Source organism: Pseudomonas sp. ARP3, assembly GCF_001029595.1.
Classification (GTDB): domain Bacteria; phylum Pseudomonadota; class Gammaproteobacteria; order Pseudomonadales; family Pseudomonadaceae; genus Aquipseudomonas; species Aquipseudomonas rhodesiae.
This window is the reverse complement of sequence record NZ_LEKF01000017.1, coordinates 37,484-63,665: the sequence shown is the minus strand read 5'-3', so window position 1 is coordinate 63,665 and position 26,182 is coordinate 37,484. Positions and strand designations below refer to the sequence as shown.

Annotated in this window: 24 protein-coding genes; 5 read left to right on the top strand and 19 right to left on the bottom strand. The window is 59.3% G+C overall.

Annotation, left to right across the window (positions count from 1 at the left end; translation table 11 throughout):
* The first annotated feature begins 16 nt into the window (after positions 1 to 16).
* Positions 17 to 874, top strand: coding sequence for a hypothetical protein (locus ABX75_RS18920; RefSeq protein ID WP_082136173.1), 858 nt, complete (start codon positions 17 to 19; stop codon positions 872 to 874).
* Positions 875 to 884: 10 nt separating this feature from the next.
* Here the strand turns inward: ABX75_RS18920 and ABX75_RS18915 are convergent, their stop codons facing one another.
* The 5 genes from ABX75_RS18915 to ABX75_RS18895 form a co-directional block, all read right to left on the bottom strand.
* A complete protein-coding gene (locus ABX75_RS18915; protein ID WP_047882452.1) occupies positions 885 to 2,105 on the bottom strand; it encodes a site-specific integrase in 1,221 nt (406 codons plus the stop codon).
* Positions 2,106 to 2,413: 308 nt separating this feature from the next.
* The gene (gene guaA / locus ABX75_RS18910) at positions 2,414 to 3,991 is read right to left on the bottom strand and encodes a glutamine-hydrolyzing GMP synthase (protein WP_034100389.1); all 1,578 of its coding nucleotides are present in this window, start codon (positions 3,989 to 3,991) and stop codon (positions 2,414 to 2,416) included.
* A gap of 80 nt (positions 3,992 to 4,071) precedes the next feature.
* Entirely contained in the window at positions 4,072 to 5,541 is a 1,470-nt protein-coding gene (guaB, locus tag ABX75_RS18905) for an IMP dehydrogenase (RefSeq protein WP_034115028.1), read from the bottom strand.
* Between the two features lie 104 nt (positions 5,542 to 5,645).
* Positions 5,646 to 6,194, bottom strand: coding sequence for a hypothetical protein (locus tag ABX75_RS18900; protein WP_034100393.1), 549 nt, complete (start codon positions 6,192 to 6,194; stop codon positions 5,646 to 5,648).
* Positions 6,195 to 6,259: 65 nt separating this feature from the next.
* Positions 6,260 to 7,027, bottom strand: coding sequence for a sulfite exporter TauE/SafE family protein (locus ABX75_RS18895; RefSeq protein ID WP_047882451.1), 768 nt, complete (start codon positions 7,025 to 7,027; stop codon positions 6,260 to 6,262).
* 99 nt (positions 7,028 to 7,126) lie between these two features.
* Here ABX75_RS18895 and ABX75_RS18890 point away from each other — a divergent pair, with 99 nt between their 5' ends.
* The 4 genes from ABX75_RS18890 to leuA all read left to right on the top strand — a co-directional run bounded on the left by ABX75_RS18890 (position 7,127) and on the right by leuA (position 12,254).
* Entirely contained in the window at positions 7,127 to 8,017 is an 891-nt protein-coding gene (locus tag ABX75_RS18890; protein WP_040269377.1) for a LysR family transcriptional regulator, read from the top strand.
* Between the two features lie 30 nt (positions 8,018 to 8,047).
* Positions 8,048 to 9,427, top strand: a complete 1,380-nt coding sequence (gene xseA, locus ABX75_RS18885) for an exodeoxyribonuclease VII large subunit (RefSeq protein ID WP_034100399.1) — start codon at positions 8,048 to 8,050, stop codon at positions 9,425 to 9,427.
* Between the two features lie 3 nt (positions 9,428 to 9,430).
* Positions 9,431 to 10,252, top strand: a complete 822-nt coding sequence (locus tag ABX75_RS18880) for a M23 family metallopeptidase (protein ID WP_034139223.1) — start codon at positions 9,431 to 9,433, stop codon at positions 10,250 to 10,252.
* A gap of 322 nt (positions 10,253 to 10,574) precedes the next feature.
* Entirely contained in the window at positions 10,575 to 12,254 is a 1,680-nt protein-coding gene (gene leuA / locus ABX75_RS18875) for a 2-isopropylmalate synthase (protein ID WP_034100403.1), read from the top strand.
* Between the two features lie 118 nt (positions 12,255 to 12,372).
* On the opposite strand, the gene ABX75_RS18870 is transcribed toward leuA, so the two are convergent.
* From ABX75_RS18870 to hscA, 14 genes are all read right to left on the bottom strand, one after another.
* Complete coding sequence (locus ABX75_RS18870; protein WP_034115031.1) at positions 12,373 to 13,164, bottom strand: amidohydrolase; 792 nt, start codon at positions 13,162 to 13,164, stop codon at positions 12,373 to 12,375.
* Positions 13,152 to 14,300, bottom strand: a complete 1,149-nt coding sequence (locus ABX75_RS18865; protein WP_034100408.1) for a pyridoxal phosphate-dependent aminotransferase — start codon at positions 14,298 to 14,300, stop codon at positions 13,152 to 13,154. Before ABX75_RS18865 ends, ABX75_RS18870 begins: the two co-directional genes overlap by 13 nt.
* 114 nt (positions 14,301 to 14,414) lie before the next feature.
* Complete coding sequence (gene der / locus ABX75_RS18860; RefSeq protein WP_034100410.1) at positions 14,415 to 15,884, bottom strand: ribosome biogenesis GTPase Der; 1,470 nt, start codon at positions 15,882 to 15,884, stop codon at positions 14,415 to 14,417.
* A 137-nt stretch (positions 15,885 to 16,021) separates the two neighbouring features.
* Complete coding sequence (gene bamB, locus ABX75_RS18855) at positions 16,022 to 17,173, bottom strand: outer membrane protein assembly factor BamB (protein ID WP_034100413.1); 1,152 nt, start codon at positions 17,171 to 17,173, stop codon at positions 16,022 to 16,024.
* The gene (locus ABX75_RS18850) at positions 17,166 to 17,807 is read right to left on the bottom strand and encodes a YfgM family protein (RefSeq protein WP_034100415.1); all 642 of its coding nucleotides are present in this window, start codon (positions 17,805 to 17,807) and stop codon (positions 17,166 to 17,168) included. The genes bamB and ABX75_RS18850 overlap by 8 nt, the downstream gene beginning before the upstream one ends.
* 41 nt (positions 17,808 to 17,848) lie before the next feature.
* On the bottom strand, positions 17,849 to 19,138 hold the full coding sequence (hisS, locus tag ABX75_RS18845) for a histidine--tRNA ligase (RefSeq protein WP_034100417.1): 1,290 nt from the start codon (positions 19,136 to 19,138) through the stop codon (positions 17,849 to 17,851).
* A 21-nt stretch (positions 19,139 to 19,159) separates the two neighbouring features.
* On the bottom strand, positions 19,160 to 20,269 hold the full coding sequence (ispG, locus tag ABX75_RS18840) for a flavodoxin-dependent (E)-4-hydroxy-3-methylbut-2-enyl-diphosphate synthase (protein WP_034100419.1): 1,110 nt from the start codon (positions 20,267 to 20,269) through the stop codon (positions 19,160 to 19,162).
* A gap of 2 nt (positions 20,270 to 20,271) precedes the next feature.
* A complete protein-coding gene (locus tag ABX75_RS18835) occupies positions 20,272 to 21,258 on the bottom strand; it encodes a RodZ family helix-turn-helix domain-containing protein (protein WP_034100421.1) in 987 nt (328 codons plus the stop codon).
* Positions 21,258 to 22,013: a type IV pilus biogenesis/stability protein PilW gene (pilW, locus tag ABX75_RS18830; RefSeq protein WP_034115033.1), complete on the bottom strand. Its 756-nt coding sequence runs from the start codon at positions 22,011 to 22,013 to the stop codon at positions 21,258 to 21,260. Before pilW ends, ABX75_RS18835 begins: the two co-directional genes overlap by 1 nt.
* A 12-nt stretch (positions 22,014 to 22,025) precedes the next feature.
* Complete coding sequence (rlmN, locus tag ABX75_RS18825) at positions 22,026 to 23,174, bottom strand: 23S rRNA (adenine(2503)-C(2))-methyltransferase RlmN (protein ID WP_034100424.1); 1,149 nt, start codon at positions 23,172 to 23,174, stop codon at positions 22,026 to 22,028.
* A 28-nt stretch (positions 23,175 to 23,202) separates the two neighbouring features.
* Positions 23,203 to 23,628, bottom strand: coding sequence for a nucleoside-diphosphate kinase (ndk, locus tag ABX75_RS18820; protein ID WP_034100426.1), 426 nt, complete (start codon positions 23,626 to 23,628; stop codon positions 23,203 to 23,205).
* 92 nt (positions 23,629 to 23,720) lie between these two features.
* Complete coding sequence (gene iscX / locus ABX75_RS18815) at positions 23,721 to 23,921, bottom strand: Fe-S cluster assembly protein IscX (protein WP_034100428.1); 201 nt, start codon at positions 23,919 to 23,921, stop codon at positions 23,721 to 23,723.
* A 14-nt stretch (positions 23,922 to 23,935) separates the two neighbouring features.
* Entirely contained in the window at positions 23,936 to 24,277 is a 342-nt protein-coding gene (gene fdx, locus ABX75_RS18810) for an ISC system 2Fe-2S type ferredoxin (RefSeq protein ID WP_034100430.1), read from the bottom strand.
* Positions 24,278 to 24,280: 3 nt separating this feature from the next.
* The gene (hscA, locus tag ABX75_RS18805) at positions 24,281 to 26,143 is read right to left on the bottom strand and encodes a Fe-S protein assembly chaperone HscA (protein ID WP_047882450.1); all 1,863 of its coding nucleotides are present in this window, start codon (positions 26,141 to 26,143) and stop codon (positions 24,281 to 24,283) included.
* Between the last annotated feature and the right edge of the window lie 39 nt (positions 26,144 to 26,182).

Sequence of the window (26,182 nt, the reverse complement as noted above, 5' to 3'; positions counted from 1 at the left end):
GCAAAAAAGTTAGAATATGGTTGTCAATCGGAGCTATCATCTAAGGATGGGAAAAAACTTAAAACCGTCGAGCACCTACGACCCGCTTCTGCAACTGCTGGTTAGGGAGAGCGATACATCGTCTGATCGCATCCGGTCGAAATTGAGTAACCACTACGACTGGTGCTTCTGCGAGCTATGCTGGCGGTCCACCGAATATGCGATCAGCATGGCGGCGCCAAAGGTCTTCAAACGCTTAAAGCGCGAAAATGTCAAAGTGGTGCCCTTAACAGAAACTGTTCGTACAAGGGCTCAGAAAAAAGCCAATATCTTGGTTGCTCGTTACGAACAGGCATTGAGGGGGGAGTTTGGCAAATATGGGCCCTCCCGGATGCTGTTGAGATACTGCGATATGCAGGAATTGCGCGGAGACTTTTCGGTAGCTGCATTCCGCGAGCATGTGGAGCGTCGAATGCTCGTTTCTACCTGGGCGGAAGACGGCGAATTACTGAGACCTGCGACCCTGCCGGGCCAGCCTGAAGGCGCAGCCAGACCAAGCAAACTCTACTGTGAAGCTCATAATCCGCGGCGTAGCGATGAAGCTCGCCGCGCCTATCAGCGCGACCGTAGGTTTGCGCTTGAGTATGAGGAACTGATTGCCCAAATATGGGCACAAGGAGCTGCCGTGCTCCGCAGGTGGGATATAGAAACATGGGCAGATGTCAGGAAAAAGGCCTACGTCCAACTCCAAGCACTCAAATCGCCAACAAGCTCGCTGGATGATTTGTTAAACCGAGGCATTACGAACCAATCTGAAATCGCCCGGGAGCTTGGCGTATCGCGCCAAGCAATCTCTGCAGCCATCAGACGGCGAACTCGAAAGCTGGCAGATTGAATTTCTAACTTTATTCTTGGCCACGATTGCTTCGACGTGGCCGGTGAAGGGTCCACTCGTCAATCATATCCGCCCAATCCTGCAACATCGCCCGACGCTGATCGCGGTATTCAGCCTTGTTATAGACGGCCCGTACGCCCTTCTGCTCGTGCGCAAGGCACTTCTCAATCCAGTCTGAGTTATAACCCGCTTCATGCAGCAGCGTGCTCGCTGTCCGCCTCAAATCATGCGGTCCGAACTTGCTCAACGGCTTCCCCTCTTTCTCCGCGAGCCGATAGGTCAGCGTCAGCACCTGATTGATCGTCGCGGTGCTCATTGGCAAATCGGAATCGTACCGAGAGGGAAAAACGTAATCCGAACCACCGGCAAACGTCTTCAGAGCAATGAGAAAATCCAACGCCTGCTGAGATAAGAACACCAAATGGGGGTTACGGCGTTTCATCCGCTCTTTCGGAATAGTCCACAAGGCTTCGCTGAAACTGATCTCGTTCCAGGTGGCATTAGTCAGCTCACTTTTGCGCACCATGGTTAGCAACAGCAGCTTAGCGGCCGCCCTTACCGAGGACGCGGTGCCGATGCGGTCCAGGTACTGATACATCAACGCGATTTCGTCAGGCCCTAAAGCGCGGTCACGTGGCTCGAATTTAGCGATGCTTGCAGGACGTACTAGATCAGCCGGGTTCTCTACCTTCTGGCCACGCTCAATCGCCCATCGGAATACCTGCATCACAATCTCGCGGGAGTGCACGGCCGTGGCTGGAGCTCCACGCTCTACGATTGCATCAGTCAGCGTTCGCAGGTCCTCATGATTGATTTCCACCAGTTTCTGATTGCCGAATTGAGGCTTGAGCTCGCGCTCGTAAACAGAACGGCGCATGTCACGGGTCGAGTCAGCCATCTGATATCCACGCAGCCATTTCTCAGCCCACGCATCAAACGTCTCTGCCCCTTTGGTGCGTGCCTTGGCACGGGCTTTCTCTTTGGCAGGTGACTTTCCCGCAGAAACCATCCTTTTAGCCTCACCCAAGCGCTCTCTGGCTTCCGCAAGTGTGATGCCACCCACGCCATAGCGACCAAACGTGATGGTCTCCTGACGGCCGTTGATAGAGTAGTTGTAGCGAAATGAGATAGAACCAGCAGCGGTGACGGCCACGTACAGCCCGTCGCGGTCGTTCACCTTGTAGAGTTTTTCTTTCGGTTTGAGGTTACGCAGCTTGGTATCAGTCAGCATGGCAGTCACGGATTCCTTGTAAAAAATACCATGCTAAGAAAAGCACTCATGCATCACGATAAAACCCAATGAAACCGGGCCAATCATGATATTTGATACCATGTCCTTCCCTCCTAAGGAGACATGGTATCGAGTACCAAGCATGGCATTTGGCTCAGTCAATGCCCCGTACCATGCCACATAAACACGGTGCTTGGCGATGCACAAAGCTGCCCGAGCTTGCCAGACCCAAAAAGCCAAAAGCCCGCAATTAAGCGGGCTTCAGGGCATTTATTGCTAGTTGGTGCCCGGCAATGCCGGACGTCCAATCATTCCCACTCAATCGTCGCCGGCGGCTTGCTCGACACGTCATACGTCACGCGCGAGATGCCTTCGATCTCATTGATGATACGGCCGCTGACGGTTTCCAGCAGTTCGTACGGCAGGTGTGCCCAGCGGGCGGTCATGAAGTCGATGGTTTCCACTGCACGCAGGGCCACGACCCAGGCGTAACGACGGCCATCGCCGACAACGCCAACCGACTTGACCGGCTGGAACACCACGAACGCCTGGCTGACTTTGTGGTACCAGTCGGCCTTGCGCAGTTCTTCGATGAAGATATGGTCGGCGCGACGCAGCAGGTCGGCGTATTCCTTCTTCACTTCACCAAGGATGCGCACACCCAGGCCAGGGCCTGGGAAGGGGTGACGGTAGACCATGTCGTACGGCAGGCCCAGTTCCAGGCCCAGGCGACGGACTTCGTCCTTGAACAGTTCGCGCAGCGGTTCGACCAGCTTGAGGTTCATTTCCTCAGGCAGGCCACCCACGTTGTGGTGGGACTTGATCACGTGGGCCTTGCCGCTCTTGGCGCCGGCCGACTCGATCACGTCGGGGTAAATGGTGCCCTGGGCGAGGTACTTGATGTTGTCCAGTTTGCTGGACTGGGCATCGAACACGTCGATGAAGGTGCGACCGATGATCTTGCGCTTCTTCTCCGGGTCGGACTCGCCGGCCAGGTTATTCAGGAACTGCTCTTCGGCGTTGGCGCGGATCACTTTGACGCCCATGTTCTCGGCGAACATGGCCATCACTTGCTCGCCTTCGTGCAGGCGCAGCAGGCCGTTGTCGACGAACACGCAGGTCAGTTGGTCGCCGATGGCCTTGTGCAGCAGCGCAGCAACCACGGAGGAGTCAACGCCGCCCGACAGACCAAGCAGCACGTTGTCGGTACCGACCTGGGCGCGTACTTGGGCGATGGCGTCTTCAGCGATTTTCGACGGGGTCCACAGGGCTTCACACTCGCAGATATCGAGGATGAAGCGCGACAGAATGCGCCCGCCTTGCTTGGTGTGGGTCACTTCCGGGTGGAACTGCACGCCGTAGTAGCGACGCTCGTCGCTGAACATGCCGGCGATCGGGCAGCTCGGGGTGCTGGCCAGGATGTGGAAGTCTTCCGGCATCTTGGTGACCTTGTCACCATGGCTCATCCATACGTCGAGGCCGAACAGGCCGTCGGCGTCGACGTGATCTTCGATGCCGTCCAGCAGGCGGCTCTTGCCGACCACGTCCACACGGGCGTAACCGAACTCACGCAACTCGGAACCTTCGACCTTGCCGCCCAGTTGCTCAGCCATGGTCTGCATGCCGTAGCAAATACCGAAGACCGGCACGCCCAGGTCGAACACGGCTTGTGGGCAGCGCGGGCTGTTGGCTTCGTGCACGGACTCGGGGCCGCCGGCGAGGATGACGCCTTTAGGGGCGAATTCGCGGATCGCTTCGTCGTCCATGTCGAACGGATGCAGTTCGCAATACACGCCGATTTCACGCACGCGGCGGGCGATCAGTTGGGTGTACTGGGAACCGAAGTCGAGGATCAGGATGCGGTGGGCGTGAATGTCGAGGGCCATGAAGTCAGTCTCGTCTAATGAATCAGAAACAACTCGGGGCTGAAGAACAGCCCCGGTTACTTAACATTTTGCTGGAAGCTTCAACCTACGCGGTAGTTTGGCGCTTCCTTGGTGATCTGCACGTCGTGGACATGGGATTCAGCCATGCCGGCGCCGGTGATCCGTACGAACTCTGGCTTGGTGCGCATTTCGTCGATGTTGGCGCTGCCGGTGTAGCCCATCGAGGAACGCAGGCCACCCATCAGTTGATGGATGATGGCGCTCAGGGTGCCCTTGTACGGCACACGGCCTTCGATACCTTCCGGAACGAGCTTCTCAGCGCCAGCCGAGGAGTCCTGGAAGTAACGGTCGGAAGAACCTTGCGCCTGGGACATGGCGCCCAACGAACCCATGCCGCGGTAAGCCTTGTACGAACGGCCCTGGAACAGTTCGATTTCGCCCGGCGCCTCTTCGGTACCGGCGAACATCGAGCCCATCATCACGCAGGAGGCACCGGCGACGATGGCCTTGGACAGGTCACCGGAGAAACGGATGCCGCCGTCGGCGATCAACGGTACGCCAGTGCCTTCAAGGGCAGCGGCGACGTTGGCGATGGCGCTGATTTGCGGCACGCCCACACCAGCGACGATCCGGGTGGTGCAGATCGAGCCAGGGCCGATACCGACCTTGACCGCATCCGCGCCCGCTTCGGCCAGAGCCTTGGCGGCAGCGCCGGTGGCGATGTTGCCGCCGATCACTTGCACTTCAGGGAAATTCTGTTTGACCCAACGTACGCGGTCGATCACGCCTTTGGAGTGACCGTGGGCGGTGTCGACCACCACCACGTCCACACCGGCAGCGACCAGGGCCGCAACGCGGTCACCCGTGTCTTTACCGGTGCCGACGGCGGCGCCGACGCGCAGACGACCTTGGTCATCCTTGCTGGCCAGCGGGTAAGCCTTGGCTTTTTCGATGTCGTTGACGGTCATCATGCCCTTGAGGGCGAATTTGTCGTCGACGATCAGCACGCGCTCGATGCGGTGCTTGTGCAGCAATTCGCGCACGTCGTTCTTGTCGGCGCCTTCCTTGACCGTGACCAGACGCTCTTTAGGCGTCATCACTTCGCGGACGGTGACTTCAAGACGGTTCTCGAAACGCACGTCACGGGAGGTAACGATGCCGACCAGGTCGCCATCGTGCAGTACCGGAACGCCGGAGATGTTGTGCAGGCGGGTCAGGTCGAACAGGTCACGCACGGTAGCGTCGGCTTCGATGGTGATCGGATCCTTCACCACACCGGCTTCGTAACGCTTGACCTTGCGCACTTCGGCAGCTTGCTGCTCGATGGTCATGTTCTTGTGAATAATGCCGATGCCGCCTTCCTGAGCCATGGCAATGGCCAGACGGGCTTCGGTGACGGTGTCCATGGCAGCGGAAACCAGGGGAATATTCAGCTCGATGCCACGGGTTAGGCGGGTCTTGAGACTGACTTCGTTAGGAAGCACCTCGGAATAACCAGGCACTAGGAGAATGTCGTCGAATGTCAGAGCTTCTTGGCTGATACGCAGCATCGCGGGGGCTCCCGAGCGGGAAAATGGAAGCGCGCCATTATATACATGCACCCTGCCTGGCTCAATGTAAAACTCTGACAAACTTGGTAATACTGATAGATGGATTAAAGTTCGACCTTGACCCAACTGATCTTCTGGTCCAGCCAATCGGCAAATTCGTCGATAAAGCTCTGCTTGAAGCCCGCTTCGGCCCAGTTGTTGAAGATAAATCCCAGGTTGGAAAACCCGCACTCCTGCAAGAACAGAAAGCCGTTGATGTCATCTTCATGCCCGCACAGTGGGCAGGTGAAGTTGTCGGTGTGGCCGGGCATCCAGTCTTCCAGGCTTTCGAACAACGCCTCCCCCACTTCCCGCCGACACTCCGGGCAGCCGGCCTCGCCAAGAAAGCCTTTGGCGGGCGTGTAGATACAGCGTTTATAGATAATTTCCAGCCCATTGACCGGCTCGTTGAACGGTAGCGCTTCGGGATACAACACCACGGCGCGGGCGCCGTCGGCCAGGGCATAGCCCATGCGGTTGCCGGTGCGGCCGCAGGTGGTCAGTTCTTCCTTGACGATATTCTTGCGCACCAGCCAGCGCACGATTGCCCGAGCGCGGGGTTCGTGCACGGGCAAAGTGGAGATTTTCGGAACAAGGATGCTTTGGGAATTCATGGGAGTCCTGCGGTGTGGCTTCTGACGCCTGGGAGGACGGCAGCTTAATCCCTGAAGAAATCAGGTCAAGTATTCAAATACCGTCCAATCAACGCAATGCCGCTGGCCAGCACCAGCCAAGTCACCAAGCGCACGAATGCCTCCCGCGACAGGCGCATCGTCAACCTGCGCCCTGCCCACAACCCCACAGCCATCGCCGGCAACAAGCACACAGCGAGCAGCAACAGCGGTAAGTCCGCATACACGCCGGCGATCAGGAACAGACTCAAGCGCACCACAGTGCTGCAACTGATCAACGCACTTTGAGTGGCGCGCGCCGCGTCCTTGGGCAGACGACTGTTCAGATAGATCGCATACAAAAAACCGCCGCTGCCGAACAGCGCACCAAAAAGCCCGCCGATCGTCCCCATCGGGATCGACCAACCCGCAGCCAACTGCGTCGGGCGGGCCTTTATCGCCAGGCTATAAAGGGCGTAGGCACTGATAAACAACCCCATCAACAGCAGCAATAGGTCGGAATGCAGATTGAGCAAAAACACCACGCCCAAGGTACAACCGACGGCCATGCACGGCAGCAGGCGCAATAACTCGGGCTTGCTCACGTCTCGTCGGGTTTGCAGCAAACCGCCAAATGCCGCGACAAAATCCAACAGCACCAGCAGCGGGATGATCTTCGACAGCGGCATAAACAAAATCAACACCGGCCCGGCCACCAGCGCCGTGCCAAAGCCGGCGATGCCGAACACGATATAGGCAACGGCCACGCCCACGCCGATCACGAGCCATTCCAAACCGCTAAACGACCACTGACTCATCAGCTCAACCGGGCCCATGGGTGATTCCTTGCAAGAGATGGCGTTCACTTTAGCCATCGACGAGCGTTGCGACTAATATCTTCAAATCCTTCAAGCCATCTTAAAAAGGCATAACGTGTGATCTCCACCCGTCAATTGCGCTACTTCGTTGAAATCGCCGACAGCGGCAGTTTCAGTGCCGCGGCCGAGCGCCTGTTCGTCGCGCAATCGGCCTTGAGCCGGCAAATCAAGGCGCTTGAGCACCAACTGCAAACGCCGCTGTTCGAACGCACGGCGCGTCAACCGAAGCTGACCGCGGCGGGCGAAGCGTTTTACCCTCGGGCGCGCAACCTGCTGAGCGAACTGCATAAGGCCAGTGAAGTGGCGACCCAGATCGGCAGCGGCCAGGTCGGCACCCTGCGTCTGAGCCATTCGAGCACCGTGCCGATGAGCGGCGTGCTGCTGCGCGGCATCAGTGCCTGGCTGGAGCGCTGCCCTGGGGTGTCGGTGGATATCGCCAAGATGTCCTCCGAAGCGCAGCTGGAAGAGATCGCCGACGGCCGCCTGGACATCGGCCTGCTGCGCTTGCCGGTGTTGCGCCAGCGCGAAGGCGTGCGCGTACAGCCTTTATACAGCGAACCCTTGATGCTGGCGGTGCCGCCGAACCATGCGCTGGCTGGCCGTGATGCGCCCATAGAGCTGGCGCAGTTGCGGGATGAGGCGTTTATTTCGATCCCCCATCCTCAGCGCGGCGGTTTGAGTTATCTGTCCGCCGAGCTGTGCATGCGCGCCGGTTTTTTCCCCAAGGCGGCCCGGGTGATGTCGCGCAAGACCACACAGTTGCAGTTGATCCAGGCCGGTTTCGGTATTGCCTTGTTACCAAAATCCATGCAGGACATTGCACCTGCCAACCTGCGTTTTTTACCTCTGGCCGAGCCGGACAGCCTCAGCACCGTGGCCCTGGCCTGCGCGCAAGGGCCGAGCGCGCTGGTCGAGCAATTCTGCCAAACCCTAAGCGAATGCCTATAAACTGCCGCCCATGATTAAAGACCTGTTGCCATGATTAAAGACCCGTTTGCCCGTCTGGGCCTGGACCGGGAAGTTCTGACTGTCAGCCAGCTCAACGGCCGTGCGCGGGTGTTGCTGGAAGACGTGTTCGCCAATATCTGGGTCGAAGGCGAAATCTCCAACCTCGCCCGCCCGGCGTCCGGCCACGTGTATTTCACCCTCAAGGACAGTGGCGCCCAGGTGCGTTGCGCATTGTTTCGCAGTAACGCCGCACGCGTTCGGCAGGCCTTGAAGGATGGCCTGGCGGTGAAGGTGCGCGGCAAGGTCTCGTTGTTTGAGGGCCGTGGTGATTACCAGTTGATTCTCGACACCGTGGAGCCCGCCGGCGACGGTGCGCTGCGCTTGGCCTTCGATGCGCTGAAAGAAAAACTCAGCGCCGAAGGACTGTTCAGCGCCGAGCGCAAAGTGCCGCTGCCGGCCCACCCGCAGCGCATCGGCATCATCAGCTCACCCACCGGCGCGGTGATCCGCGACATCATCAGCGTATTCCGTCGCCGTGCGCCGCAGGTGCAACTGACGTTGATCCCCACCGCCGTGCAAGGCCGCGAAGCCATCCCGCAAATTGTACGGGCGCTGAAACTGGCGGATGCGCGCGGCTTCGACGCACTGATCCTGGCCCGTGGCGGCGGTTCGCTGGAGGACCTCTGGTGCTTCAACGAAGAAGCCGTGGCCCGTGCGGTGGACGCCTGTATCACACCGATTGTCAGCGCCGTCGGCCATGAAACCGATGTGTCGATCAGCGACTTCGTGGCTGACGTACGTGCGCCTACACCGTCCGCTGCCGCCGAGCTGCTGGCGCCGGATTCAAGCCATCTGGTGCGCCAGGTGGAGAACCTGCATCGGCGCCTGGTGATGCTGATGCGCAACCGCCTACGGCACGACCGCTTGCGACTTGAGGGCATGGCCCGCCGCCTGCGTCATCCGGGCGAACGTCTGCGCCAACAGGCCCAACGCCTCGACGACTTGGACATGCGCCTACGCCGTGCCTTCGAGCGTAGCCTCAACACCCGGCGCGAGCGCTTGATCCGCCTGGAAACCCGCCTCGCCGGCCAGCATCCGGGACGCCAACTGGCCCTATTGCGCCAGCGCTTGGACAGCCTCGCCGAACGCCTGCCGCGCGCCATGCGCGAAGGCCTCAAGGCGCGTCGTCTGCAATTGCAAAGCCAGGTGCAGACGCTGCAGGTGGTCAGCCCGCTGGCCACCCTGGGCCGCGGCTACAGCATCCTGCTGGACGAGCGTGGCCAAGCCATTCGCAATGCCGCGCAGACCCACACCGGCCAGCGTCTGACCGCGCGACTCGGTGAAGGCCAATTGCAAGTGCGGGTGGAAGACAACCACCTGACACCCGTTACCCTTTCGTTACTGGATTGATCGATGCCACGTCTTTTTAGCCTGTTGATGCTGCTATGCCTGACCTTTAACGCCCACGCCGACAGTTACATCAGCCGCACCCTGAACAAACCGGTGCCGGGCGGCGTGGCAGTGGTCGAGCTGGGCCCTTCGGCAACGGCGCCCAAGGCCACGTATCAAGGCAAGCCGGTGCTGGTGGTCAAGGAACAGGACAATTGGCTGGCGATCGTCGGCATTCCGCTGACCGTCAAACCCGGCAACGAGCGCATCAGCAGCGGCGGCCGCAGCCTGCCCTTTATCGTCGGCTATAAAAAGTACCCGGAACAACGCATCACCTTGAAGAATAAAAGCCAGGTCAACCCTGCCCCGGCGCAGCTCAAGCGCATCGAGGCCGAGCTGGCGGTACAGATCAAGGCTTACCGCAGTTTCAGCCCGAACCTGCCGAGCAATCTGGTGCTGGACAAACCGGTCAACGGTCCGCTGTCGAGCAAGTTCGGCGTGCGCCGCTTTTTCAACGGCGAAGAGCGCAACCCGCATTCGGGCCTGGACTTCGCGGTGCCCGCCGGCACGCCGATCAAAACGCCTGCAAACGGCAAAGTGATTCTGGTGGGCAATTACTTTTTCAACGGCAATACCGTGTTCGTCGATCATGGCCAAGGCTTTATCAGCATGTTCTGCCACATGTCCACGATCGACGTGAAGGTCGGCCAGCAACTGGTGCGAGGCGCGGTGGTGGGCAAGGTCGGCTCAACCGGCCGAGCGACGGGGCCGCACATGCACTGGAACGTCAGCCTTAACGATGCGCGGGTGGACCCGGCGATCTTTATTGGCGCATTCCAACCTTGATATCCGCGATTGCGCGCCCAAGAATTGGCGCGCAATAAAACCCATATCACACCCGAATAATTGGCAGAAAATCTCGATCGAACTGCACAACAAAGAACTTCTATCAATTTTTTTCGACTGCTTGCCATCATTCACCTCGGCGGTTAGGGTTGGACCTATGAAAACCTCTCACACCCTCATTCAGCTCCGCCAGCACCGCAGCCTGTGCCTTGTCAGCGCACGACTGCCAGGCTGAATCGATCTGCCTCGTCTTGTGCTTTATCCCCAATAACAGTTCCACGGCAGGCCGCCTCTTCTCGGCCCCTACACAAAGGATTTCCCGATGAGCATGCTCAAAGACCCGTCTTCGAAGTACCGCGCGTTCCCGACCATCGATATTCCGGACCGCACCTGGCCATCGAAAACCATCACCGCCGCGCCAATCTGGTGCAGTTCCGACTTGCGTGATGGCAACCAATCGCTGATCGAACCGATGGATGCGGTAAAAAAACTGCGCTTCTGGAAAACCCTGGTCGCAGTGGGCGTGAAGGAAATCGAGGCCTCATTCCCGGCGGCCTCGCAGACCGACTTCGACTTTGTGCGCACCCTGATCGAAGACAACCACATCCCCGAGGACACCACCATCCAGGTGCTGACCCAGGGCCGTGAAGACTTGATCGCACGTACCTTCGAATCTCTGCGCGGAGCCAAGAAGGCCATCGTGCACTTGTACAACGCCACCTCGCCGTCGTTCCGCCGCATCGTGTTCAACCAGGACAAGGACGGTATCAAGGCGATTGCAGTCAACGCCGCCAAGCTGTTCGTCAAATACGCCGCCCAGCAACCGGAAACCCAGTGGACTTTCGAGTACTCGCCTGAGACCTTCAGCGCCACCGAACTGGAGTTCGCCAAGGAAGTCTGCGACGCCGTGATCGAGGTGTGGAACCCGACACCGGAGCACAAGGTCATCCTCAACCTGCCGGCCACCGTGGAGTGCGCCACGCCGAATATCTATGCCGACCAGATCGAGTGGTTCGGTCGTCATATCAACCGCCGTGACAGCGTGATCATCAGCCTGCACACCCACAACGACCGTGGTACCGGCGTGGCTGCCACCGAATTGGGCCTGATGGCCGGTGCCGACCGTGTCGAAGGCTGCCTGTTCGGCAACGGCGAGCGCACCGGTAACGTCGATCTGGTCACCGTGGCCCTGAACCTCTATACCCAGGGCGTGGACCCTGAGCTGGATTTCTCCGATATCGACGGCGTGCGTAAAGTCGTTGAAGAGTGCAACCAGATCCAGGTCCACCCACGTCACCCGTACGTCGGCGACCTGGTTCACACCGCGTTCTCCGGCTCCCACCAGGATGCGATCCGCAAGGGCTTTGCCCAGCAGAAATCCGACGCGCTGTGGGAAGTCCCGTACTTGCCGATCGACCCTGCAGACATCGGCCGCAGCTACGAGGCCGTGATCCGCGTCAACAGCCAGTCAGGCAAGGGTGGCATCGCCTACCTGCTGGAACAGGAATACGACATCAGCTTGCCGCGTCGCATGCAGATCGAGTTCAGCCAAGTCGTGCAGGCCGAAACCGACCGCGTGGGCCTGGAGATGACCGCACCGCAAATCTATGCGTTGCTGCAGCGTGAATACCTGCAAGCCAACACACCGTATGCGTTGGTCAGCCATCGTTTGCAGGAAGAGAACGGCAACAGCTTCGTCGAGGTGGAAGTCTCCGGCAAAGGCCAGGGCGAAACCAACCTGCACTGGAAAGGCAAAGGCAACGGCGCGCTGGAAGCCTTGGTGGCCGGCCTGCCGGTGGCGGTCGAGATCATGGACTACAACGAACACGCGATCGGCGCGGGCACCAACGCCAAGGCTGCGGCCTATATCGAACTGCGCGTGAACGGCGAACGCCCGGTGCATGGCGTGGGCATCGATGAAAACATCACCACGGCCAGCTTCAAGGCATTGTTCAGTGCACTGAACCGCTCGTTGAGCCAGTTGGAAGCTAAGGCGGCGTAAACGTCGACCGCTGAGTGCCAAAGGCCCCTGGGTGTGAATCCAGGGGCCTTTTTATTGAGCGTCAGATTTGGGTTGACTGTCAGGGACTCATCGGGGGCAAGCCCCCGATAACTGTCAGTCAGACAAACTGAAAACTATCGGCATCCAGATGCGCCGGAAACCGGGCGCGATACGCCGCCAACTCCGCCGCCTCCAGCTTCACCTGAAACACCCCGTCAGCCTCCCCCGCACTGAGCAGCGTCTCTCCCTGGAAGTCCAGCACCTGACTGTCGCCGGTATAGGCAAAGCCTTTGCCATCGGTGCCGACCCTATTCACTGCCGCTACATAACACAGGTTTTCGATGGCCCGCGCCGGTAGCAAGCGGTTCCAGTGCTGGCGCCGGGCGCCGGGCCAGTTGGCCGTGTACAACAACAGGTCAGTATCTTGAGCGTCGCGGCTCCATACCGGGAAGCGCAGGTCGTAGCAAATCAACGGGCGTATACGCCAGCCCTTCAATTCGAACTGCACTTGGCGCTCGCCGGGGGTGTAGTGATTGTGCTCACCGGCCATGCGGAATAGATGGCGCTTGTCGTAGTGCAACACCTCGCCATCCGGCCGTGCCCATAGCAGGCGATTGCGATGGCTGCCGTCGGCGGCCTGGATGATCACGCTGCCGGTGATCACTGCGTCGTATTTGACCGCTTGGGATTGCAACCACTGCTGGGTGGGACCGTGTTCCGGTTCGGCGAGGGCCTGGGACTCCATAGAGAAACCCGTGGTAAACATCTCGGGCAGTACGATCAGATCGGCTCCCCTGGCCTGCTCCAGCAGCAGTTCAAAATGCTCAAGGTTGGCCTGGCGGTCGTGCCAGGCCAGGGTGGTCTGGATCAGGGCAATCGTCAGATCGGGCAGTGCAGTCAGATCACGCATAGTTTTTCGGCTGCCTGGCGCAGCGTGTCCTCACGTTTGGCAAAGCACAAGCGCACCAGGCGCTGGCCTTGGGGTGGGTGCTGGTAGAACACCGAGATCGGAATGCTCGCCACACCATGTTCACGGGTCATCCACAGCGACATGGCGACGTCATCCAGATCCGGGCGTATCTGTGAGTAGTCCACCAATTGGAAGTAAGTACCGGCGACCCGGGTAAAGCTCAAGCGCGACGGCGCCAGCAAGTCGCAGAACAGGTCGCGCTTGGCCTGATAGAACGCCGGCAGTTCTTCGACATGCTCCGGGTGTTCGGCCATAAAGTCAGCCAATGCGCACTGCAACGGTGTCACACCACAGAAATTGACGTATTGGTGCACCTTGCGCAGTTCGGCCGTCAGCGCCGGTGGGGCGACGACATAGCCGGTTTTCCAGCCGGTGACGTGATAGGTCTTGCCAAAGGAGCTGACCACGAACGCACGTTGGTACAGCTCCTCATGGGCCAACACGCTGACGTGAGAGACCCCGTCGAATACCAAGTGCTCGTAAACCTCATCGCTGACCAGGTAAATATCGCGATCGCGGATCAGTTCAGCCAATTGGTCCAGCTCAGCACGGCTGATCAACGCGCCGGTCGGGTTGTGGGGGGTGTTGAGGATGATCATGCGCGTGCGCGGCGAAAGCGCCGCCTTGATCCGTTCAAAGTCCAGCGCGAAGCCTTGCAGGCTCAGTTGCACATGCACGCAACGGCCGCCGGCCAGCTCCACCGAGGGTTCATAGCTGTCGTAGCACGGGTCGAACACGATGACTTCGTCGCCGCTGCGAATCACTGCCTGGATGGCGCAAAAGATCGCGGCAGTCGCGCCAGGCGTGATGGTCACTTCGGTGTCGGGATTGACCGTAACCCCATAGCTACGGGCGATCTTGGCCGCCACTTGCTGACGCAGAGCCGGCAAACCCGTCATAGGCGAATATTGGTTATGGCCGGCGGCAACATGCTTGCCCACCGCGTCGAGCAAACCTTGAGGCCCGTTGAAATCGGGGAAACCCTGGGACAGGTTGAGGGCGCCGGTTTCAGCGGCGAGTTGCGACATGGTGGTAAAAATGGTCGTGCCGACCGTTGGCAGCTTGCTGGTGATCATCGAAGGCCCCTGCGGATGAGCCCCAAGTTTTAAGCTGCCAACCCGGTTGGGTCAAGGCACAAACCGGCGCGCACAAAAAAGGGCTCATCAAGAGCCCTTTCTGCGAAGTCGATATCAGCGCTTGTCGCGGCGCTTTTTGTCGGCTTTCTTGTGGTGAGTCATCAAACGACGCTTCTTGTTCACCTGACGGTCAGTCAGTGTGTTCTTGTTGCCTTCGTATGGGTTCTCGCCACCTTTGAACTCGATACGAATCGGCGTACCGACCAGTTTCAAGACACGGCGATAGGTGTTTTCCAGGTAACGCACGTAGGACTTGGGCACCTTCTCGATCTGGTTACCGTGGATCACGATAATCGGCGGGTTGGCACCACCCAAGTGGGCGTAACGCAGCTTGATCCGACGGTTGTTGACCATCGGCGGCGCGTGCTCGCCCACTGCGTCTTCCAGGATCTGGGTCAGACGGTTGGTCGGCCAACGGGTGACCGCGGACTTGAACGAGTTCTGTACGGAGGCATACAGGTTACCCACGCCAGTGCCGTGCAACGCCGAGATGAAGTGGATATCCGCAAACTCGACGAAGAACAGCCGACGCTGCAGCTCGACCTTGACGAAGTCGCGCTCGCTCGGCGTCATGCCGTCCCACTTGTTGATCGCGATCACCAGTGCCCGACCGGCCTCCAGGGCGAAGCCCAGCAGGTTGAGGTCGTGGTCCACCACGCCTTCACGGGCGTCCATCACAAAGATCACCACGTTGGCGTCCTTGATGGCTTGCAGGGTCTTCACCACGGAGAATTTTTCAACTTCCTCATGGATCTTGCCGCGCTTGCGCACACCGGCGGTGTCGATCAGCGTGTACTTCTCGTCGTTGCGTTCGAACGGGATGTAGATGCTGTCGCGGGTGGTGCCTGGCTGGTCATAGACGATAACGCGGTCTTCACCGAGCATGCGGTTGACCAGGGTCGACTTGCCCACATTGGGGCGGCCGATAATGGCGATCTTGATACCGTCTTTTTCGCTCGGGCCAGGAATGCGCTTGGCTTCCTCGCCTTCGGCGACGATCTCTTCTTCGCCCTCTTCTTCCTCGACATCATCTTTCGGGAAGTCGCGCAGAGCGATTTCCAACATCTGAGTGATGCCGCGACCGTGGGCACCGGCAATCGGGATCGCGTCACCCAGGCCCATCGGGCTGAATTCGGCACGGGCCTGCTCAGGATCGATGTTGTCGATCTTGTTGGCGACCAGGTAGGAGCGTTTGTTGCGCTTGCGCAGGTGCTCGCCGATCATTTGGTCGGCAGCGGTGTAGCCCGCGCGGGCGTCCACCAGGAACAACACGACATCGGCTTCTTCAATGGCTAGCAGCGACTGCTCGGCCATTTTTTCGTCCATGCCATGCTCGTCACCGGAGATACCACCGGTGTCGACGATAATGTAGGAGCGCCCTTGCCACTTTGCCTCACCGTATTGGCGATCACGGGTCAGACCGGACAAGTCGCCGACAATGGCGTCGCGAGTCCTGGTCAGGCGGTTGAACAAGGTGGACTTGCCGACGTTAGGTCGGCCCACCAGGGCGATTACGGGAACCATGCGGCTCTCCACTTCGTTATTTCAGAAAATACAAAAGCCGCTGCAGGGCAGCGGCTGGTGCTCGGGGCAGCATATTCATGCCGCATGCCCTGCCGAAGCAGGGCCGCCTGGGGGTGACCCCAAGCATAGTCAAACCTTTACTTGATGGTCAGGGCTTCCAGCTTGCCGCTGTTGCCATACACATAAAGCATGTTACCCACCACCAGCGGACGCGCACGCAGGCCGTCGCTGTCGATACGCTCGCGACCGACAAAACGACCGTCCACCTGGCTCAGCAGGTGCAGGTAGCCTTCGAAGTCGCCGACCGCCACATAGCTGGAGAATACTTCCGGCGCCGACAACTGACGGCGAGCCAGCGAGTCGTTGCTCCACAACGCAGTGGTAGTACGCTCGTCGACGCTTTCCACGGTTCCCGACGCCAGGCTTACATAGACGCTGCCAAGCCCCTGCGCGACACCGGCGTAGCTGGAAGCATCACGCTGCCAGTTCACACGACCGGTCTGCAGGTCCAGTGCCGCGACACGGCCTTGGTAAGTGGCGACGTAGAGGGTTTCGCCCGACAGCAGCAAGCCGCCATCGATATCCACAACGCGGTCCAGCTCGGAACGACCTTGTGGGATGGCCACGCGGGTTTCCCAGGCCGGTACGCCGTTAAGCGTATCAAGCGCGACCACTTTACCGGTCGACAGACCTACCACGGCAAGATTATTGGTCACTACCGGACCGCTGGTACCGCGCAAGGTCAACACCGCCGGGGTACTGTCGTACAACCAGCGCTGTTCGCCGGTGCTGGCGTCCAGGCCAATCACACGGTCGTCCTGGGTCTGCACCACGACCACATTGCCATTGGTGGCAGGGGGTGCGAGTACTTCACTGGTCACGCGAGCGCGCCATTTCTCTTCACCGGTGCTGGAATCCAGCGCCACGACTTCGCCCTTGAGCGTGCCCAGCATTACCAAGCCATAACCCACGCCAACGGCGCCGGACACTGGCAGTTCCAGGTCTTTCTTCCACTTGACGTCGCCGTTCATGCGATCCATGGAGATCACAACGCCGGTCACGTCAGCGGCAACGATGTTTTCACCGTCGATAGCCGGCACCAACATATTGTAGGTTTCGCCCTGACCGTCACCGATGGAGCGGCTCCACTGCTTTTGCAGGACCACTTCTTCCTTGAAGCTGGTCAGCTCGGCCGGAGGCAGTTCTTTTTTACTGTTGCTGCTGCAACCCGCGGCCAGAACGGCCAGAGCCAGCAATGCTGCATGTTTCCAACGGATCACGTCACGCATCCCCTTTGGCCAAGTCGTCCAGCTTGATTTGTAAGCCACCGACCGCCGCTTCATCAGACAGCGCCGCCTTGGCTTTTTGGTACGCAGCATTCGCTTCGTCGGTACGACCCAATTGGACCAGCAGGTCGCCCTTGAGCTCTTCGCGAGTGGCTACAAATGCTTTGTCAGCATCGCCGTCGAGCAGTTTGAGTGCTTCGTCAGCTTTGTTCTGTGCCGCCATCACCTGAGCCAGGCGCTGACGCGCGATTTCACCCAGGGTCGGGTTGGTCGGCTTGTCGACGATGGCTTTCAGCTCGGTGGCTGCATCATCCAGCTTGCCGGTATCGACCGCGACTTTCGCGACGAACAGGCTGCCGTACTGGGCGTAGGTGCTGCCGCCGAATTCGTTCTTCAGCTTGCCGGCCAGGTCGGCCACGCGCGCCGGATCGGGCTTACCGTCCGGTGTCAGGGTGGTTTCCAGCAATTGCTGATAAACGATCGAGGCGCCTTGGGATTGGTTGGCCTGATACTTGGTCCAGGCTTGCCAGCCGAACACCACCACTAAAGCCAGCAGACCGCCGGTAACCAGGGGCTTGCCGTTACGCTGCCACCAGTCCTTGAACTCGGCCAACTGCTCATCATCAGTACTCGACACCCCAATACTCCTTAATCGCTAAATTCGGCTGTTCGACAGCTTCAACCCTGCACGACGCAGGTGGCCAAGTGCGCTGCGAGCGCATCAAAGGCAATATTCTGTTGCTCGCCCTGGCCACGCAGGGGTTTGAAACCTATCACTTGCTGGGCCAACTCGTCATCGCCCAGGATCAATGCGTACAACGCACCGCTCTTGTCGGCTTTCTTGAACTGACTCTTGAAGCTGCCCGCGCCGGCGTTGATCTGCAGGCGCAGGTTTGGCAGTTGGTCGCGCACCTTTTCGCTCAAGGCCAGTGCAGCCAACTCGGCGGCCTCGCCAAAGGCGCACAGGTACACATCCACCTGACGGGAAATTTCTTCCGGCACCTGCTCCAGGGTTTCCAGTAGCAGGATCAAGCGCTCGATGCCCATGGCAAAACCTACGCCGGTGGTCGGCTTGCCGCCCATCTGCTCGACCAGGCCATCATAACGGCCACCGGCACACACGGTGCCCTGGGCGCCGAGCTTGTCGGTAACCCATTCGAATACGGTTTTGCTGTAGTAATCCAGGCCACGTACCAATTTCGGATTGATCACGTAGGGAATACCGGCCGCATCCAGGCGAGCCTTGAGGCCTTCGAAGTGCGTGCGGGATTCGTCGTCCAGGTAATCGGCCATTTTCGGCGCATCGACCAGGACCGCCTGGGTATCGGCGTTCTTGGTGTCCAGCACGCGCAGCGGGTTGGTCTTCAGACGGCGCTGGCTGTCTTCATCCAACTGATCCACGCGCGCGGACAGGAATTCAACCAGGGCTTCGCGATAGCGCCCACGGGACTCGCTGGTGCCCAGGCTGTTGAGTTCAAGCTTGACCGCATCGCGGATGCCCAGCATGCCCCACAGGCGCCATGTCAGCACGATCAATTCGGCGTCAATGTCCGGGCCATCGAGGTTGAACACTTCCAGGCCGATCTGATGAAACTGGCGATAACGGCCCTTCTGCGGACGCTCGTGACGAAACATGGGGCCGATGTACCACAGTTTCTGCGGCTGGCCGCCACCGGTCAGGCCGTGTTCGAGTACTGCGCGCACGCAGGCGGCAGTACCTTCCGGACGCAGGGTCAGGGAGTCGCCGTTGCGGTCTTCGAAGGTGTACATCTCTTTTTCGACGATGTCGGTCACTTCACCGATGGAGCGCTTGAACAACTCGGTGAACTCGACGATTGGCATGCGGATCTGCTTGTAACCGTAGTTATCCAGCAGGCGCGCGACAGTCCCCTCGAAATAGCGCCACAGTGGCGTCTGGTCGGGCAGGATGTCGTTCATGCCACGAATGGCTTGCAGAGACTTGCTCACATCAAATCCTTAAATTCGTTCTTAGCCGCGTGCGATCAGCGCTGCGTCAGCCGCGACCTTCTCGGCCGCTTTCTCGCGGATCAGCCGTTCAAGCTCATCCACCAGATTGTCATTCGTCAACTTCTGCGACGGTTTGCCGTCGATGTAAATCAGGTTCGGTGTACCGCCGGTCAAGCCAATATGGGCTTCCTTGGCTTCACCCGGCCCGTTGACCACACAACCGATCACCGCGACATCCAGCGGTACCAGCAGATCTTCGAGGCGCCCTTCCAGATCGTTCATGGTTTTCACCACGTCGAAATTCTGCCGCGAGCAGCTCGGGCAGGCGATGAAGTTGATGCCTCGGGAACGCAAATGCAGGGATTTGAGAATGTCGTAGCCGACTTTCACTTCCTCTACCGGGTCTGCCGCCAGGGAGATGCGGATGGTATCGCCAATCCCTTCGGCGAGCAGCATACCGAGACCCACCGCAGATTTCACTGTGCCTGAGCGCAAACCGCCCGCTTCGGTGATACCCAGGTGCAGCGGCTGCACGATTTCCTTGGCCAATAAACGGTAGGCTTCTACCGCCATGAACACATCGGAGGCCTTTACGCTGACCTTGAAGTCCTGGAAATTCAGGCGCTCCAGATGTTCAACGTGGCGCAACGCCGACTCAACCAGCGCCGCCGGGGTTGGCTCGCCGTATTTTTTTTGCAGGTCTTTTTCCAGGGAACCGGCGTTGACGCCGATACGGATAGGGATCCCACGATCACGCGCGGCATCCACCACCGCACGCACGCGGTCTTCGCGACCGATGTTGCCCGGGTTGATGCGCAGGCAGTCCACACCCAGCTCGGCAACGCGCAACGCAATACGGTAGTCGAAGTGAATGTCGGCCACCAACGGCACTTTGACCAATTGCTTGATACGACCGAATGCCTCAGCGGCATCCATGTCCGGCACGGACACCCGCACGATGTCCACGCCGGCAGCTTCCAGGCGATTGATCTGGGCAACGGTTGCGGCCACATCATTGGTGTCGCTGTTGGTCATGCTCTGCACCGCGATGGGAGCATCGCCGCCCACCGGCACCGAGCCGACCCAGATCTTGCGCGATACGCGACGTTTGATTGGAGATTCGCCGTGCATGACTATTGTCCCAACTTGAGGCGAGCGGTCTCGCCACTGGTGAACGGCGCCACGTCCACAGGCTGGCCGTTATAGGCCACTTGTGCGCCTCGGGCGTAGCCCAGACGCAGCGTCAAAGGAGGCTTGCCGCCCTGGTCCAGCGTATCGCCCTTGCGCTTGAGACCGCTAAACAGCACTTTGCCATTGCCATCGGTGAGCTGCGTCCAGCAATCAGCGATGAAAGTGATCTGTACGCGCCCGTCACCGGCAATCAACGCAGGCGTGGTGGGCGGCGAAATCGCCGGGGTGGCCGGAGCAGCCGGGGCGGCGGTTGCTGGAGCCTGTGCGGGCACGGCAGGCACATGGGCTTGAGCGGCAGGCGCAGCCGGTGTTGCGGGGGCCGCAGGCGCGGTCGCAGCCGGAGCGGTTTCCGATGCGAGCGGTTGCTCAGTGGCCAACGGCGCCTCAGGCGTGGTCTGCCCCTCGACAACGGCCTGGTCTTCCGGCTCATCCAACGGATGAATCTGGGTGGTGCCATCGGCGCTTTCGACTTCGACATGCTCCATGGCGTTACTGGTCATGTCCTTGGTGCGCTGGGAGGTCTGGTCTTGCCACCAGACAAAACCGCCGCCAATTACGGCGATCAGCAGCAAAAGGCTAACAATTCGCAAAATAGTGTGAGAAACGCGTACCGGCTCTTCGATACGTCCCAGGCCATGCACGCTGCTGCCTTGGGAGTCGGTGCCGGTGTACTGGTCGAACTCCTGAACCAATACGGTCTGGTCGATACCGAGCAATTTGGCATAAGCGCGGATATAGCCACGGGCGAAGGTATGCCCAGGCAACTTGTCGAACGCGCCTGCTTCAAGGTTAGACAGGGACGTAGTGGTCAAATTGAGCTTGAGGGCCACTTCCGCCAGCGACCAACCATTGCTTTCGCGGGCCTGACGCAAGGTCTCGCCTGGGTTTACGCGATTAGCTGCTACAACTTCCGGGTGCGCCGCTTTCATCATTGCTCCGACAGGTATTGCTGATATTCCGGGGTACCGGGATAGAGTCGTTCGAGTTGCTGGCCAAACCGTGCGGCCGTGTCGCGTTCTTCATGAACCGTCGCCAGGCGCACGCCGAGCAATAGACTACGTGCATTTTGCCCGCTGAGCAGGCTAAAACGTTCGTAATAGTCGCGGGCCGGCACATAATGCCTGTCTTCATAAGACAACTCAGCCATTTCGAGCAAGGCACGCGGCTGGCGAGCGTTCAAATGCAGAGCCTTTTCCAGATGCCGGCGGGCGTCTTCACGCTGGCCAAGGCGCACCGCAGTAACCCCGAGATTTTCGAATACCCGCGAGCGCTCAGGATAGAGGGTATCAACGCTTGCTCGTTGGAAATAATCGGCGGCCTGGTCATATCGTTTCTGCGCGAACAGGAAGCTACCGTAGTTGTTCAGCAACCGTGGGTCGTCAGGACGGGCAGCCAGGGCCTTCTTGAAATAACCGTCAGCCAGCTCCGGCTCGGCCTGGGCTTGAAAGACCAGCGCCAACGCTGCATTAGCGTCGGCATCATCGCCGTCCAGCTCAAGGGCCTTTTTCAACGGCACCTTGGCCTGTTCGCTCATGCCCTGCTGCAAATAGCCCAACCCCAACTGCACATAAGCGACTCGCGCTTCGTCACGGCCCTTGCCGGTTTGCAAAGGGTGGTCATGGCCCGATGAAACACACCCGGCGATACCGGTAATCAGCAGAAGCAGCGCAAGGCGCAAGGGCATAGAGATCCTCTCTCAGGTTCGATTCACAGCGCTTTGCGGCATATCGTCGGCGGCGCTCAGTTCGCGCACCGCAATATAACGTTCGCTGCGACGGGTGCGATCCAGCACCTGTCCTACCAATTGGCCACAGGCGGCGTCGATGTCTTCACCACGGGTGGTGCGTACGGTGACATTGAAGCCGGCCTGGTGCAGTTGATCCTGGAAACGACGGATGGCGTTGTTGCTCGGCCGCTCGTAGCCAGAATGGGGAAACGGGTTAAACGGAATCAGGTTGATCTTGCATGGGATGTTCTTGAGCAACTCGATCATCTCGACGGCGTGTTCGACCTTGTCGTTGATGTCCTTGAGCAAGGTGTACTCGATAGTCAGCACGCGCTTTTCGCCCAGAGACGACATGTAGCGCTGGCAAGATTCGAGCAGCATCTTAAGCGGATACTTTTTGTTGATCGGCACCAATTGGTTACGCAATGCGTCATTGGGTGCGTGCAGCGACAACGCCAGGGAGACGTCGATGTGCTTGGACAGCTCATCGATCATCGGCACCACGCCGGAGGTCGAGAGGGTCACACGGCGCTTGGAGATGCCGTAGCCCAGATCGTCCATCATCAGGTGCATGGCCGAAACGACGTTGTCGAAGTTCAGCAGCGGCTCACCCATGCCCATCATCACCACGTTGGTGATGGCACGGTCGACGGTTGCCGGGACGCTGCCAAAGGATTTGTTGGCAATCCACACCTGGCCGATGACTTCGGCGGCCGTGAGGTTGCTATTGAAGCCTTGCTTGCCGGTGGAGCAGAAACTGCAATCCAGGGCACAGCCTGCCTGGGACGAAACGCACAATGTGCCGCGCTTGCCCTGGGGAATGTAAACGGTCTCGACGCAGCTGCCGGACGCCACACGCACCACCCACTTACGGGTGCCGTCGCTGGAAATGTCCTCGCTGACCACTTCGGGACCACGGACCTCAGCAATGGCCTTGAGCTTGTCGCGCAAGGCCTTGCTGACGTTCGTCATGGCGTCGAAATCGTCGACGCCAAAGTGGTGAATCCACTTCATTACCTGACCGGCACGGAAACGCTTCTCCCCGATTGAGTCGAAGAATTTTTCCATTTCCTGTTGAGTCAGACCCAGCAGGTTGGTTTTTACAGTCGATGTAGTCATGGATTCACCTTCACTCTTAAGCCGATGCTTAGCGAGTGGTTACTTCAGTAGCTGCGAAGAAGTACGAGATTTCGCGAGCGGCAGCGGCTTCGGAGTCCGAACCGTGTACAGCGTTGGCGTCGATGGATTCAGCGAAATCGGCACGGATGGTGCCGGCAGCTGCTTCTTTAGGGTTGGTAGCGCCCATCAGCTCACGGTTCAGAGCGATAGCGTTTTCGCCTTCCAGCACCTGAACGACAACAGGACCGGAGATCATGAAAGCAACCAGGTCACCGAAGAAACCACGCTCTTTGTGCTCAGCGTAGAAGCCTTCAGCTTCAGCTTTGGACAGTTGCTTGAGTTTCGAAGCTACCACCTTCAGGCCGGCTTTTTCGAAACGAGTGGTGATCTCGCCGATGACGTTTTTTGCAACAGCGTCAGGCTTGATGATGGAGAAAGTACGTTGAACAGCCATGGTGTAACTCCAGAAACGGTAATTTACGAAAAATTAAACCCGCGAATTATACGCGGGTTATTGGGTATTGCCTAACTGCGTAAAAAGGCGGTTCAGTCTGCTTCTTCGATCCACAGGCCTTGAATCGCCTCCAGAACCTTTTCGCCGCCCCGGTCCGGGACGTCGTCAAAGTCAGGCAGCTCCAATACCAAATTACGCAACTTGACGAAGTTGACCGTTAGAGGATTGACCTCAGGGTGAGCTTCAGCAAGTTGTATAGCGATTTCTTGTACATCAACCCATTTCAGGCTCATGACATTTCCTTGAATCAATGCGGCGCTTCGGCTGCATGGTTGAGCGAATATTTCGGGATTTCCACAGTGAGATCTTCAGTTCCCACTCTCGCCTGGCAACTCAGGCGCGATGTCGGCTCAAGGCCCCACGCCCTGTCAAGGTAGTCTTCTTCCAGATCGTCGGCCTCGTTGAGGCTATCAAAACCTTTACGAATGATGCAGTGGCAGGTGGTACAGGCGTTCACGCCACCACAGGCACTTTCGATCTCGATGTGGTGGTCATGGGCAACTTCAAGAAGGGACTTGCCGGTCTCAGCCTGCACGACCATGCCATCCGGGCAATGCTCGGCGTGCGGTAGAAAAGTGACCTGCGGCATCAGTTATTCCTCAATTTCATTCAGGTTGCGGCCCGCCAGCGCGGCTTTAACCGTCTGATCCATACGGCGGGCGGCAAAGGCATCGGTGACTTGCGACAGGCGCTTGGTCTGCTGTTCGATGGCATAACCATCGTTACCTTTCATCAGTTCGGCCAATTCCTGCATCTGCAAGTCAATGACCATGCGTTCTTCAGCGTCCAGCAGGCGTTCGCCATCGACATCCATGGCGCCCTGCACCGCCTCGAGCAGACGCTGGGCGTCCACTTGCTGTTCGCGCAACACCCGGGCGACCTTGTCGTCACTGGCGTGCTGGAACGAATCCTTGAGCATTTTGGCGATTTCGCCGTCGGTCAGGCCGTAGGACGGCTTGACCTGGATGCTGGCTTCAACACCCGAGCCCAGTTCGCGCGCGGCCACATTGAGCAATCCATCGGCGTCGACCTGGAACGTCACGCGAATCTTCGCCGCACCGGCAACCATCGCCGGAATGCCGCGCAGTTCGAAGCGCGCCAGGGAGCGGCAGTCACTAATCAGCTCGCGCTCGCCTTGCAGCACATGAATCATCATGGCCGTTTGGCCGTCTTTGTACGTGGTGAAATCTTGGGCACGGGCAACGGGGATGGTGGTGTTACGTGGAATCACCTTCTCCATCAGGCCGCCCATGGTTTCCAGACCCAGCGACAACGGAATCACGTCGAGTAACAGCAATTCGCCGCCATCGCGCTTGTTACCGGCCAAAGTATCGGCCTGGATGGCTGCACCGATGGCAACTACCTGATCCGGGTCGATTTCAGTCAACGGCTGACGACCAAACGCCTCAGCCACGGCCTCTCGCACGCGCGGCACACGGGTGGAGCCACCGACCATCACCACAGCCCCTACTTCTTCCAGCTCGATACCGGAGTCGCGCACGGCACGGCGGCATGCCTTGAGGCTGCGGGCAACCATCGGCTCGATCAGCGCATCGAAGGTCTCGCGAGTCAGTTGAGCCGACCAGTCGCCGTAGGAAACTTCAACGGACGCGGCGTCAGTCAACGCCTCTTTCGCCGCACAGGCAGTTTGTAGCAGGTTGCGCTGCGCGCCCGGATCGAGATCGGCGGACAAGCCCGCGCCGCTGATGATCCAACCCGCGATGGCGTGATCGAAGTCATCACCGCCCAGGGCACTATCGCCGCCGGTGGCCAGCACTTCGAACACACCACCGGTCAGGCGCAGGATGGAGATATCAAAGGTGCCGCCACCCAGGTCATAAATAGCGACCAGGCCTTCGGCGTGCTGGTCCAGGCCATAGGCTACTGCGGCCGCAGTCGGCTCATTGAGCAAACGCAGCACATTCAGACCGGCGAGCTTCGCCGCGTCCTTGGTGGCTTGGCGCTGTGCGTCATCGAAGTACGCGGGCACGGTAATCACCGCGCCAACCAGCTCGCCACCCAGGGTGGTTTCCGCGCGCAAGCGCAGCACCTTGAGAATTTCCGCCGACACTTCCACCGGGCTTTTTGGGCCCTGGACGGTGTCGATAAACGGCATATGGGACTCGCCGCCAACAAAGCGATACGGCAGTTGATCGCCCAATTGCTTGACGTCGGATAGCCCACGGCCCATCAGGCGCTTAACAGACAGCACCGTGTTGAGCGGGTCGGCCGAGGCCGCGAGCCTGGCTGATTCGCCTACTTCGACGCTGTCAGCGTGGTAACGCACGGCGGACGGCAGGATCACCTGGCCATCGGCATCGGGCAATGGCTCAGACAGGCCGCTGCGCAAGGCAGCGACCAGGGAATTGGTGGTGCCCAGGTCAATCCCCACCGCCAGGCGTCGCTGGTGCGGTTGTGGGCTTTGGCCGGGTTCGGCGATCTGCAGTAGAGCCATGGTAATCAGGTCTTATCTGTCTATCAGGCGTGCAACGGG